We start from the raw sequence: 12899 nt of genomic DNA, 5'->3' as shown, positions 1-12899 counted from the left end.
CCCCCAGGGGCCCGGAGGGATTGTCAGTGCGTTGAACTAGGGTTTCAGCGTGGAGCCCGACCTGTTCACCGCCGCCGCAGAAGAACGCCAGGAGAAGGATCCGGCAGGAAGCCCCCTGGCGGTGCGGATGCGCCCGCGCACCCTCGACGAGGTGGTGGGCCAGCAGCACCTGCTCAAACCGGGCTCGCCCCTGCGCCGACTGGTCGGCGAGGGCGCGGGCGGCCCGGCCGGACCGTCCTCGGTGCTCCTCTGGGGCCCGCCCGGCACCGGCAAGACGACACTGGCGTACGTCGTCTCCAAGGCCACCGACAAGCGCTTCGTCGAGCTCTCCGCGATCACCGCGGGCGTCAAGGAGGTCCGCGCGGTCATCGACGGCGCCCGCCGCGCCACCGGCGGGTACGGCAAGGAGACCGTCCTCTTCCTCGACGAGATCCACCGCTTCAGCAAGGCCCAGCAGGACTCCCTGCTCCCGGCGGTCGAGAACCGCTGGGTGACCCTGATCGCGGCGACGACGGAGAACCCGTACTTCTCGGTGATCTCCCCGCTCCTGTCCCGCTCCCTCCTCCTCACCCTCGAACCCCTCACCGACGACGACGTCCGGGGGCTGCTCAAGCGGGCGCTGAGCGACGAGCGCGGCCTCAAGGGCGCGGTCACCCTCCCCGAGGACACCGAGGACCACTTCGTGCGCATCGCCGGCGGCGATGCCCGCCGCGCCCTGACCGCGCTGGAGGCCGCGGCCGGTGCCGCCCTCGACAAGGGCGAGACGGAGATCTCGCTGACCACCCTGGAGGAGACGGTCGACCGGGCGGCGGTGAAGTACGACCGCGACGGCGACCAGCACTACGACGTCGCCAGCGCCCTGATCAAGTCCATCAGGGGCTCGGACGTCGACGCCGCCCTGCACTATCTGGCCCGCATGATCGAGGCCGGCGAGGACCCCCGCTTCATCGCCCGCCGCCTGATGATCTCGGCGAGCGAGGACATCGGCCTGGCCGACCCCAATGCCCTGCCGATCGCCGTCGCCGCCGCCCAGGCCGTCGCCATGATCGGCTTCCCCGAGGCCGCCCTCACCCTCAGCCACGCCACCATCGCCCTCGCCCTGGCTCCGAAGTCCAACGCCGCGACGACGGCGATCGGCGCCGCCATGGACGACATACGCAAGGGACTGGCCGGATCCGTGCCGCCGCATCTGCGCGACGGCCACTACAAGGGCGCCGCCAAGCTCGGGCACGCGCAGGGGTACGTGTATCCGCACGACCTGGCCGAGGGCATCGCCGAGCAGCAGTACGCCCCGGACGCCATCAAGGACCGCGAGTACTACACACCGACCCGGCACGGAGCCGAGGCGAGATACGCGGACGCGGTCGAGTGGACCAGGAAACACCTCGGTCGTAAGCGGTCCTGAGCACCCTGTAGACTTCGCCGAAGTGCTGAGTCCTGTGCTGTCAGAGCGGGACAGTCAGCCGGAGACCGGTCCCTCGCGGACCGACTCCAGGAGCGTCGCGCACCGTCGATCGGTGTCGCGGGCAGCCCACCACCACTCGGAGTTCCGGGACCGGTCGGTGGGCCACTCGCGTGCTGCACGTATGTGCCCAGACCAGGGGAGCGGCTGCCCACCCCGTCCGCCAGGACGAGATGGGTTTCCCCGGCTGCGGATGCGACCTCCCATCACCCTGGCAAGCCGGAAACCTGAGAAAAGAGACAGACACAGTGGCGAACCAGTCCCGCCCCAAGGTCAAGAAGTCGCGTGCCCTCGGCATCGCGCTGACCCCGAAGGCCGTCAAGTACTTCGAGGCCCGCCCCTACCCGCCGGGTGAGCACGGCCGTGGCCGCAAGCAGAACTCGGACTACAAGGTCCGTCTGCTCGAGAAGCAGCGTCTGCGCGCGCAGTACGACGTGTCCGAGCGTCAGCTCGTCCGCGCCTACGAGCGTGCCTCCAAGGTCCAGGGCAAGACCGGTGAGGCCCTGATCATCGAGCTCGAGCGCCGTCTCGACGCCCTGGTCCTGCGTTCGGGCATCGCCCGCACCATCTACCAGGCCCGTCAGATGGTCGTGCACGGCCACATCGAGGTCAACGGCCAGAAGGTCGACAAGCCCTCCTTCCGCGTCCGTCCCGACGACGTCGTGATGGTCCGCGAGCGCAGCCGTGAGAAGACCCTTTTCTCCATCTCCCGTGAGGGCGGCTTCGCCCCCGACGGTGAGACCCCGCGCTACCTCCAGGTGAACCTCCGCGCCCTGGCCTTCCGCCTGGACCGCGAGCCGAACCGCAAGGAGATCCCGGTGATCTGCGACGAGCAGCTCGTCGTCGAGTACTACGCCCGCTGATCACCAGCAGGCGGTAGCACCACTCAGCCCGCCGTCTCCCCGCCCTTCCGGGTCGGGAGGCGGCGGGTTCGTGCATGTTCACGCTCGCCGTCGCATACCGCACCGGCCCCCGCGGCGACGGGACGGCGGCCTGCGGCCGTTCCAGCGCCTTCGGCACCGCCGCCTCCCGCACCAGCCGCGCCCCCTCCGCCACGCAACTCGCGTACCGCGGGTCGCTCAGCCGCTCCCGCGCCATGTCCTCGCACAGCTCGTGCGGGGCGTTGCAGTACGCCGAGCCGAACAGGGGCAGACCCACCGACCGGACATCCGCGCCGCCGCGCCCTGCACACCGCCGCCTCCGCCGCATCGCCCTGCACCGCCACGGCCAGTGGTCTGCGCCCCACCCCGAGCACCCTGAGCCCGGGCAATCGGCCCAGCAACTCGCCCACCAGAGAGGCACACGCCTCAGCCGGATGCTCGAACCCGTCAAGAACCAGCAGGAGTTGACGCTCGGCGAGATGTGCGAGCAGCGTCTCGCGCGAATGCCGCGTCGTGTGGTCGGTCAGCCCCAGCGCCTCCACGACGGTGTGGTCGACGAACTCCGGATCGCGCACCGGCGCCGGCTCCATCCGCCACACCCCGTCGCGCGGTGCGCAGCGCACGGCCGTCCGCGTCGCGAGCCGTGACTTGCCGACTCCGACGCCGACGGCGCCCGTCACCTTCACCTGGCGCGCCGCCCCGAGTGCCCGCGCCAGTGCGGCCAGTTCGGCCGAACGCCCCACGAACGAGTCGAGCTCCAGAGGCAGATCGCCGTCCGCCCGGCCGGCGCCGCGCTGACGATCCCGCAGGGAACACGGAGCGTGCTGAGCCGTATTCGGTTCGTACCGCCGCTTCCCGCGACGTGGCGCCGCGCAGAGGGGTAATCCGGTGCGGAGCCCCATCCCCGGCGCGATAGGCTCGGCCCACTACTTTTCTCGATGTTCAGGCACGTTTCAGGGAGCGGGTGCACGCGGTGTCCGGTGGAGAGGTGGCCGGGATCCTGGTGGCCGTCTTCTGGGCGATCCTGGTCTCCTTCCTCGCCGTGGCACTGGCGAGGGTGGCCCAGACGCTCAAGGCGACCACCAAGCTGGTCGCGGACGTGACCGACCAGGCCGTTCCGCTGCTGGCCGACGCCTCCTCGGCGGTGCGCTCCGCGCAGACCCAGATCGACCGGGTCGACGCGATCGCGACCGACGTCCAGGAGGTCACGTCGAACGCGTCGGCGCTCTCGACCACCGTCGCCTCCACCTTCGGAGGCCCCCTGGTCAAGGTTGCCGCCTTCGGCTACGGCGTCCGCAGCGCCCTCGGAGCCCGCCGGGACGACGTGCCCGCCAAGGAGTCCCGGCGTACCGTGATCGTGGGCCGGACGGTCCCGGCCGCGCGGCGGGAGAAGCGCAAGGATCGCGAGAACCGCGGAAAGAGGGACTGAGTCAACCGATGTTCCGCCGTACGTTCTGGTTCACCACGGGCGTCGCCGCCGGCGTGTGGGCGACAACCAAGGTCAACCGCAAGCTGAAGCAGCTGACCCCCGAGAACCTCGCCGCCGCGGCGGCCAACAAGGCGCTAGAGGCCGGTCACCGCATCAAGGACCGCGCGGTCGGTTTCGCCCTCGACGTCCGCGACAACATGGCTCAGCGGGAGGAGGAACTGGGCGACGCGCTCGGGCTGAACGCCTCCGTCGACCCCGAACTCCCCGCACCCCGGCGGTACGCCGCCATCGAGAACCGCAACAACCCGAAGTACGTCGAGGGCTCGACGTACCAGACGTACTCGTACAACCGGAATGAGGACCACTGATGGAGTCGGCCGAGATTCGCCGCCGCTGGCTGAGCTTCTTCGAGGAGCGCGGGCACACCGTCGTCCCTTCGGCGTCGCTCATCGCGGACGACCCGACTCTGCTCCTGGTTCCCGCCGGCATGGTGCCCTTCAAGCCCTACTTCCTGGGTGAGGTCAAGCCGCCCTTCCCGCGCGCCACCAGCGTGCAGAAGTGCGTGCGCACGCCCGACATCGAAGAGGTCGGCAAGACCACCCGGCACGGCACCTTCTTCCAGATGTGCGGCAACTTCTCCTTCGGCGACTACTTCAAGGAAGGCGCCATCAAGTACGCCTGGGAGCTGCTCACCAGCCCCCAGGACAAGGGTGGTTACGGCCTGGAGCCGGAGAAGCTCTGGATCACCGTCTACAAGGACGACGACGAGGCCGAGCGCATCTGGCACGACGTTGTCGGCGTGCCGAAGGAGCGCATCCAGCGCCTCGGCATGAAGGACAACTACTGGTCCATGGGCGTCCCCGGCCCCTGCGGCCCCTGTTCCGAGATCAACTACGACCGCGGCCCCGAGTTCGGCGTCGAGGGCGGCCCCGCCGTCAACGACGAGCGGTACGTGGAGATCTGGAACCTCGTCTTCATGCAGTACGAGCGCGGCGAGGGCATCGGCAAGGACAACTTCGAGATCCTCGGCGAGCTCCCGAGCAAGAACATCGACACGGGCCTCGGCCTGGAGCGGCTCGCCATGATTCTGCAGGGCGTGCAGAACATGTACGAGATCGACACCTCGATGGCCGTCATCAAGAAGGCCACCGAGCTGACCGGTGTCGAGTACGGCGACGCGCACGCCTCGGACGTCTCCCTGCGTGTGGTCACCGACCACATGCGCACGTCGGTGATGCTCATCGGCGACGGAGTGACACCGGGCAACGAGGGCCGCGGCTACGTGCTGCGCCGCATCATGCGCCGTGCCATCCGCAACATGCGCCTGCTCGGCGCCACCGGCCCGGTCGTCCTGGACCTCATCGACACCGTGATCGGCATGATGGGCCGGCAGTACCCCGAGCTGGTCACCGACCGCGAGCGCATCGAGAAGGTCGCCGTCGCCGAGGAGAACGCCTTCCTCAAGACGCTGAAGGCCGGCACCAACATCCTCGACACCGCCGTCACCGAGACCAAGGCCTCCGGCTCCGAGGTCCTGCCCGGCGACAAGGCGTTCCTGCTCCACGACACCTGGGGCTTCCCGATCGACCTCACCCTGGAGATGGCCGCTGAGCAGGGCCTCTCGGTGGACGAGGACGGCTTCCGGCGGCTGATGAAGGAGCAGCGGGAGCGCGCCAAGGCCGACGCCCAGGCAAAGAAGACCGGCCACGCCGGCACCGGCGCCTACCGCGAGATCGCCGACAAGGCCGGCGAGACGGACTTCCTCGGCTACACCGACACCGAGACCGAGTCGACGATCGTCGGCATCCTGGTCCACGGCGCCTCCTCCCCGGCCGCCACCGAGGGCGACGAGGTCGAGATCGTCCTCGACCGCACCCCGTTCTACGCCGAGGGCGGCGGCCAGATCGGCGACACAGGCCGCATCAAGGTCGACACCGGTGCCGTCATCGAGATCCGCGACTGCCAGAAGCCGGTCCCCGGCGTCTACGTCCACAAGGGAGTCGTCCAGGTCGGCGAGGTCACGGTCGGCGCGAAGGCCCAGGCCTCCATCGACCAGCGCCGCCGCAAGGCCATCGCCCGCGCCCACTCCGCCACGCACCTCACCCACCAGGCCCTGCGTGACGCCCTCGGCCCGACGGCCGCGCAGGCCGGTTCCGAGAACCAGCCCGGCCGCTTCCGCTTCGACTTCGGCTCCCCGTCCGCCGTTCCCACGGCCGTGATGAGCGACGTCGAGCAGAAGATCAACGAGGTGCTCGCCCGCGACCTCGACGTCCGCGCCGACGTCATGGGCATCGACGAGGCCAAGAAGCAGGGCGCCATCGCCGAGTTCGGCGAGAAGTACGGCGAGCGCGTCCGCGTCGTGACCATCGGCGACTTCTCCAAGGAGCTGTGCGGCGGCACGCACGTGCACAACACCGCCCAGCTGGGCCTGGTGAAGCTGCTCGGCGAATCGTCGATCGGCTCGGGTGTCCGCCGTATCGAAGCGCTCGTCGGTGTCGACGCCTACAACTTCCTCGCCCGCGAGCACACGGTGGTCAACCAGCTGACCGAGCTGCTCAAGGGCCGTCCGGCCGAGCTGCCCGAGAAGGTCTCCGCGATGCTCGGCAAGCTGAAGGACGCCGAGAAGGAGATCGAGAAGTTCCGCGCCGAGAAGGTGCTCCAGGCCGCCGCCGGTCTGGCCGAGTCCGCCAAGGACGTTCGCGGCGTCGCCGTCGTCACCGGCCAGGTCCCGGACGGTACGACCCCCGACGACCTGCGCAGGCTGGTCCTCGACGTGCGCGGCCGCATTCAAGGTGGACGGCCCGCGGTGGTGGCCCTGTTCACGGTCAACAACGGCAAGCCCCTCACCGTCATCGCCACCAACGACCCCGCCCGTGAGCGCGGTCTCAAGGCCGGCGACCTGGTCCGTACGGCAGCCAAGGCCCTCGGCGGCGGCGGTGGCGGCAAGCCGGACGTCGCTCAGGGCGGCGGCCAGAACCCGGCCGCGATCGGTGACGCGGTGGACGCGGTGGAGCGTCTTGTGACCGAGACGGCGAAGTAGGGCCGAAGAGATGCGCAGAGGCCGTCGACTCGCGATCGACGTCGGGGACGCCCGGATCGGGGTCGCCTCGTGCGACCCCGACGGGATCCTCGCCACCCCGGTCGAAACCGTCCCCGGCCGGGACGTTCCCGCAGCTCACCGTCGGCTCAAGCGCATCGTCGAGGAGTACGAGCCGATCGAGGTGGTCGTCGGCCTCCCTCGCTCTCTCAAGGGGGGCGAGGGCCCCGCCGCGGTGAAGGTTCGTGGCTTCGCCCAGGAGCTCGCCAAGGGCATCGCCCCCATCCCCGTCCGGCTCGTCGACGAGCGGATGACCACGGTGACGGCCAGTCAGGGACTGCGCGCCTCGGGCGTGAAGGCGAAGAAGGGCCGCTCCGTCATCGACCAGGCCGCCGCTGTGATCATCCTCCAGCAGGCCCTCGAATCCGAACGGGTGTCAGGTAAAGCACCCGGCGAGGGCGTCGAAGTGGTCATCTGATCGCGATACGGTAACGTTCCGCGCGACTGCGCCGCTGTTCGAACAGCGGCTGCACAGCAAGAGGCGGGACGGAAACCTGGCCAGAAGCCGCGTAACTGCCGCCTCGCGGCTCTAGGGGATCGATGACTGAGTATGGCCGGGGCCAAGGCCCCGAACCGTGGCACCCGGAGGACCCGTTGCACGGGGACGACGGGTGGGGCGGACAGCAGGCCCAGGTGGGCCGGCAGTCCCCCTACGGCGGCCAGCCACAGCACTATCCGGAGCAGCCGCAGCAGCAGCACTACGGTGACTGGGGCGACGGCGGGCAGTCCTCCTACGGGCAGGCGCAGCAGTATCAGGGCTACGACCAGCAGTACTACGCCGGTCAGGGTCAGCAGGGTTACGACCAGGGGCAGCAGGGCTACGACCAGGGGCAGCAGGGCTACGACCAGACCCAGCAGTCGTACGACCAGGGCAGCTGGGGCACTGGCACGCACACGCATGTCCCATACACGGACCCCTCGGACCCGTACGGCCAGCAGGCCGCCGCGTACGCCGCGGACCAGCCCGACTACTACAACGCGCCCGACGCCTACCCGCCCCCTGAGCCGCCCAGCCGCAGGCAGGCCGAACCCGAGCCGCGGACCGACTGGGACCCCGGCCCCGACCAGGGCGAGCATGCCTTCTTCGCGGGCGGGAACGAAGACGAGGACGAGGGTGACGACCCCCGGGCCGACCGCAAGAACCGCGGCGGCAAGAAACCGAAGAAACGTCGCAGCGGATGTGCCTGCCTGGTACTGGTGGTGGTCTTCGCCGGAGGCGTCGGCGGGGTCGGCTATTTCGGCTACCAGTTCTACAAGGACCGTTTCGGCGCGGCACCCGACTATGCGGGCGACGGCGACGGCGCACAGGTCACCGTCGTCATCCCCAAGGGTGCCGGCGGTTATGTGATCGGCCAGAAGCTCAAGGAAGCGGGCGTCGTCGAGAGCGTCGACGCGTTTGTCTCCGCGCAGCAGTCGAATCCCGACGGCAAGAAGATCCAGGACGGCGTCTACACCCTGCAGAAGCAAATGTCGGCCGCGAGCGCGGTCGAACTGATGCTCAGCAACAAGAGCCGCAGCAACCTGATCATCGCCGAGGGCTATCGCAACACGGCTGTCTACAAGCTGATCGACACGCGGCTCGGAGTCGCCGAGGGCACCACCGCGAAGATCGCGAAGAAGGACTACAAGAAACTCGGCCTGCCCGGCTGGGCGCTGGAACACCCGAACCTGAAGGACCCGCTGGAAGGGTTCCTCTACCCCTCCAGCTACGCGGCCACGAAGGGGCAGAAGCCCGAGACGGTCCTGAAGGAGATGGTCTCCCGGGCCAACGACACATACGAGGAGCTCGGCCTCGTCAAGAAGGCGAAGAGCCTGGGACTCGACAGCCCCTGGCAGCTGCTCACCGTGGCGAGCCTGGTGCAGGCCGAGGGCACGAGCCACGACGACTTCCGCAAGATGGCCGAGGTCGTCTTCAACCGCCTCAAGCCCGGGAACCCCGAGACCTACGGCTCGCTCGAGTTCGACTCCACGTACAACTACGTGAAGAACCAGAGCAAGATCGACCTGAGCATCGCCGAGCTGCGGAAGTACAACAACCCCTACAACACGTACTACATCAAGGGCCTGCCCCCCGGGCCCATCGACAATCCCGGTGCGGACGCGCTCAAGGGCGCGCTCGCACCGACGCACGACGGCTGGTACTACTTCATCTCGCTGGACGGCAAGACCAGCAAGTTCACGAAGACGCTCGCCGAGCACAACAAGCTGGTCGACGAGTTCAACGCGTCGAGGAAAAAGGGCTGATGACGACGACCCGCAGGGCGGCCGTGCTCGGCTCGCCCATCGCCCACTCGCTGTCCCCGCGGTTGCACACCGCGGGATACCGGGCACTCGGCCTGGAGGGCTGGTCGTACGACAGGTTCGAGATCGACGAGGACGCGCTGCCCGGGTTCCTCGCACAGCTCGGTCCCGAGTGGGCCGGGCTGTCCCTGACGATGCCGCTGAAGCGTGCCGTGATCCCGCTGCTCGACGAGATCACCGACACGGCGGCCTCCGTGGAGGCCGTGAACACGGTGGTCCTCCGGCCCGACGGGAGCAAGACCGGCGACAACACCGACATCCCCGGACTGGTCGCCGCGCTGCACGAGCGCGGAGTGGAGAAGACCGAGTCGGCGGCGATCCTGGGTGCCGGCGCCACCGCCTCCTCCGCCCTCGCGGCGCTCGCCCGGATCTGCACGGGCGAGGTCACCGTCTACGTGCGCAGCAAGCGGCGCGCCGACGAGATGCGGCAGTGGGGCGAGCGGCTCGGAGTCCAGGTACGCCCGGCCGACTGGACCGATGCGGCCCGGGCCTTCGAGGCACCCCTGGTGATCTCCACGACGCCCGCCGGGGGCACCGACGCGCTGGCCGCGGAGCTGCCTGCGCACATCGGCACCCTCTTCGACGTTCTCTACGACCCGTGGCCCACTCCCCTCGCCGCGGCCTGGGAAGCGCAGGGAGGGCACGTCCTCGGCGGCCTCGACCTGTTGGTGCACCAGGCGGTCTTCCAGTTCCGCCAGTTCACAGGCGACGCGCGTTCCCCGCTGGCCGCGATGCGCGAGGCCGCCGCCCTGCGGGACTGATCGGTCCGCTCCTCCCACGTCCGTCTGCCGGACTCGGACCGATGCCGCCTGCCGGACGTGGGAGGATCGAGGGTGGCGGGCCAGGGCCGCGCACCTGGTCGAGCCGTCGACGTACGCGAGGACGTGCGTACGCAGGGCAGTACCGGGGCGCGAGCACTGAGGAGCACCGTTGAGCAGGTTGCGCTGGCTGACCGCGGGGGAGTCCCACGGTCCCGCACTCGTGGCGACGCTGGAGGGCCTTCCCGCCGGCGTGCCGATCACCACGGAGATGGTGGCGGACCACCTGGCCCGGCGCCGACTCGGCTATGGACGCGGTGCGCGGATGAAGTTCGAGCGTGACGAGGTCACCTTCCTCGGTGGTGTCAGGCACGGCCTCACCCTCGGTTCGCCGGTCGCGATCATGGTGGGCAACACCGAGTGGCCGAAGTGGGAGCAGGTCATGGCGGCCGATCCCATCGATCCGGAGATCCTGGCGGGCCTGGCCCGCAACGCCCCGCTGACCCGGCCGCGTCCCGGTCACGCCGACCTCGCGGGCATGCAGAAGTACGGCTTCGACGAGGCCCGGCCGATCCTGGAGCGCGCGTCCGCCCGGGAGACGGCGGCGCGTGTCGCGCTCGGCGCCGTGGCACGGTCGTACATCAAGGAGACGGCCGGGATCGAGATCGTCAGCCACGTCGTCGAGCTGGCCTCCGCGAAGGCCCCGCAGGGCGTCTACCCCACGCCGGCCGATGTCGAGAAGCTGGACGCCGACCCGGTGCGCTGCCTGGACGCGGACGCGTCGAAGGCGATGGTCGCGGAGATCGACCAGGCCCACAAGGACGGTGACACCCTGGGTGGGGTGGTCGAGATCCTCGCGTACGGCGTGCCCGTCGGGCTGGGCTCGCACGTGCACTGGGACCGCAAGCTGGATGCCCGGCTGGCCGGTGCTCTCATGGGCATCCAGGCGATCAAGGGCGTCGAGATCGGTGACGGGTTCGAGCTGGCGCGGGTGCCCGGTTCGAAGGCGCACGACGAGATCGTGAAGACCGACGAGGGCCTCCGGCGTACCTCCGGCCGCTCCGGCGGCACCGAGGGCGGGCTGACCACCGGCGAGCTGCTGCGGGTGCGGGCGGCGATGAAGCCGATCGCGACCGTGCCGCGCGCCCTGCAGACCGTCGACGTGAGCACCGGCGAGGCCACTCAGGCGCACCACCAGCGCTCCGACGTGTCCGCGGTGCCGGCGGCCGGCATCGTGGCCGAGGCGATGGTCGCGCTCGTCCTCGCGGACGCGGTGGCGGAGAAGTTCGGCGGTGACTCGGTGGCCGAGACCCGGCGCAACGTGCGGTCGTACCTCGACCACCTGGCCGTCCGGTGAGCGCAGTGCCTGTCGTGGTGCTGGTCGGTCCGATGGGTGTGGGCAAATCCACCGTCGGACAGCTGCTGGCCGAGCGGCTCGGTGTCGGCTACCGGGACACCGACGACGACATCGTGGCCGAGCAGGGCCGCACCATCGCGGAGATCTTCGTCGACGAGGGCGAAGCTGCCTTCCGGGCGATCGAGAAGGCCGCCGTGCACCGGGCGCTGGCCGAGCACGAGGGTGTCCTCGCCCTCGGCGGCGGCTCGATCCTGGACGCGGACACGCGCGCGCTGCTGGGCGGGCAGCGCGTGGTCTACCTCTCGATGGACGTGGAGGAGGCGGTCAAACGCACCGGCCTGAACGCGGCTCGGCCACTGCTCGCGGTCAACCCGCGCAAGCAGTGGCGCGAGCTGATGGAGGCCCGGCGCTCGCTGTACGAGGAGGTCGCCACGGCGGTCGTGGCGACCGACGGCCGTACGCCCGAAGAGGTCACCCAAGTCGCCCTGGACGCACTGGAGTTGAAGGAAGCATGAGCGAGGCAGTCACCCGGATCCAGGTCGGGGGCACGGCCGGGACCGAGCCGTACGAGGTCCTGGTCGGTCGTCAACTCCTGGGAGAGCTCGGCGGGTTGATCGGGGAGAAGGCCAAGCGGGTCGCGGTGGTCCACCCCGAGGCGCTCGCCGAGACGGGCGAGGCGCTGCGGGCCGATCTGGCAGGGCAGGGCTTCGAAGCCGTCGCCATTCAGGTGCCGAACGCGGAGGAGGCCAAGACCGCCGAGGTCGCCGCCTACTGCTGGAAGGCGCTGGGCCAGTCCGGGTTCACCCGCTCCGACGTCATTGTCGGCGTCGGTGGCGGATCCACCACCGACCTCGCCGGTTTCGTGGCCGCCACCTGGCTGCGCGGGGTGCGCTGGATCGCGATCCCGACCACGGTCCTCGCGATGGTGGACGCGGCCGTCGGTGGCAAGACCGGCATCAACACCGCCGAGGGCAAGAACCTCGTCGGCGCCTTCCACCCGCCCGCCGGCGTGCTGTGCGACCTGGCCGCGCTGGACTCCCTCCCGGTCAACGACTACGTCTCCGGGCTCGCCGAGATCATCAAGGCCGGTTTCATCGCCGACCCGCAGATCCTGGAGCTCATCGAGGCCGATCCGCAGGCCGCCCGTACCCCGGAGGGCCCGCACACCGCCGAGCTCATCGAGCGCTCCATCCGGGTCAAGGCCGAGGTCGTCTCCTCCGACCTGAAGGAGTCGGGCCTCAGGGAGATCCTCAACTACGGCCACACGCTCGGCCACGCCATCGAGAAGAACGAGCGCTACAAGTGGCGGCACGGCGCCGCGGTCGCCGTCGGCATGCACTTCGCCGCCGAACTCGGCCGCCTGGCGGGCCGGTTGGACGACGCGACGGCCGACCGCCACCGCACCGTCCTCGAAGCGGTCGGCCTGCCGCTGCACTACCGCTACGACCAGTGGCCCAAGCTGCTGGAGACCATGAAGGTCGACAAGAAGTCCCGCGGCGACCTGCTGCGCTTCATCGTCCTCGACGGCCTGGCCAAGCCGACCGTCCTGGAAGGCCCCGACCCGGCCGTCCTGCTGGCCGCGTACGGCGAAGTGGGCGAGTAAGTCCGGCGGAG

At 69.9% G+C, this 12899-nt stretch carries 12 protein-coding genes; all 12 read left to right on the top strand.

The genetic code is table 11. The annotated features are described in order from the left end of the window. Window positions 1-49: 49 nt before the first annotated feature. Window positions 50-1405 carry a replication-associated recombination protein A gene (locus tag OOK07_RS07230; protein WP_266795588.1) on the top strand — a complete coding sequence of 452 codons (1356 nt, stop codon included), beginning with the start codon at window positions 50-52 and terminating at the stop codon, window positions 1403-1405. A gap of 305 nt (window positions 1406-1710) precedes the next feature. Continuing rightward, on the top strand, window positions 1711-2325 hold the full coding sequence (rpsD, locus tag OOK07_RS07225; protein ID WP_037742246.1) for a 30S ribosomal protein S4: 615 nt from the start codon (window positions 1711-1713) through the stop codon (window positions 2323-2325). Between the two features lie 74 nt (window positions 2326-2399). Continuing rightward, entirely contained in the window at window positions 2400-2990 is a 591-nt protein-coding gene (locus OOK07_RS43630; RefSeq protein ID WP_524540311.1) for a hypothetical protein, read from the top strand. Between the two features lie 326 nt (window positions 2991-3316). Further along, a complete protein-coding gene (locus OOK07_RS07215) occupies window positions 3317-3772 on the top strand; it encodes a DUF948 domain-containing protein (protein WP_266795587.1) in 456 nt (151 codons plus the stop codon). An 8-nt stretch (window positions 3773-3780) separates the two neighbouring features. After that, window positions 3781-4140, top strand: a complete 360-nt coding sequence (locus OOK07_RS07210) for a hypothetical protein (protein WP_266510670.1) — start codon at window positions 3781-3783, stop codon at window positions 4138-4140. Next, window positions 4140-6812 (top strand): alanine--tRNA ligase, encoded by a 2673-nt coding sequence (gene alaS, locus OOK07_RS07205; RefSeq protein ID WP_266678005.1) that lies wholly within the window; start codon window positions 4140-4142, stop codon window positions 6810-6812. The genes OOK07_RS07210 and alaS overlap by 1 nt, the downstream gene beginning before the upstream one ends. A gap of 10 nt (window positions 6813-6822) precedes the next feature. Next, the gene (ruvX, locus tag OOK07_RS07200) at window positions 6823-7287 is read left to right on the top strand and encodes a Holliday junction resolvase RuvX (RefSeq protein ID WP_266795585.1); all 465 of its coding nucleotides are present in this window, start codon (window positions 6823-6825) and stop codon (window positions 7285-7287) included. 122 nt (window positions 7288-7409) lie between these two features. Then, window positions 7410-9113, top strand: coding sequence for an endolytic transglycosylase MltG (gene mltG / locus OOK07_RS07195; protein WP_266795583.1), 1704 nt, complete (start codon window positions 7410-7412; stop codon window positions 9111-9113). Continuing rightward, the gene (locus OOK07_RS07190; protein ID WP_266677999.1) at window positions 9113-9931 is read left to right on the top strand and encodes a shikimate dehydrogenase; all 819 of its coding nucleotides are present in this window, start codon (window positions 9113-9115) and stop codon (window positions 9929-9931) included. Before mltG ends, OOK07_RS07190 begins: the two co-directional genes overlap by 1 nt. 169 nt (window positions 9932-10100) lie before the next feature. After that, complete coding sequence (gene aroC, locus OOK07_RS07185) at window positions 10101-11285, top strand: chorismate synthase (protein WP_266795581.1); 1185 nt, start codon at window positions 10101-10103, stop codon at window positions 11283-11285. A 32-nt stretch (window positions 11286-11317) separates the two neighbouring features. After that, window positions 11318-11800 carry a shikimate kinase gene (locus tag OOK07_RS07180; protein WP_266801911.1) on the top strand — a complete coding sequence of 161 codons (483 nt, stop codon included), beginning with the start codon at window positions 11318-11320 and terminating at the stop codon, window positions 11798-11800. Further along, window positions 11797-12888 carry a 3-dehydroquinate synthase gene (gene aroB, locus OOK07_RS07175; protein ID WP_266677995.1) on the top strand — a complete coding sequence of 364 codons (1092 nt, stop codon included), beginning with the start codon at window positions 11797-11799 and terminating at the stop codon, window positions 12886-12888. The genes OOK07_RS07180 and aroB overlap by 4 nt, the downstream gene beginning before the upstream one ends. Window positions 12889-12899 lie beyond the last annotated feature (11 nt).

This window comes from Streptomyces sp. NBC_00078 (genome assembly GCF_026343335.1).
Classification (GTDB): Bacteria; Actinomycetota; Actinomycetes; order Streptomycetales; family Streptomycetaceae; genus Streptomyces.
This window is presented reverse-complemented; position numbering and strand designations above follow the sequence as displayed.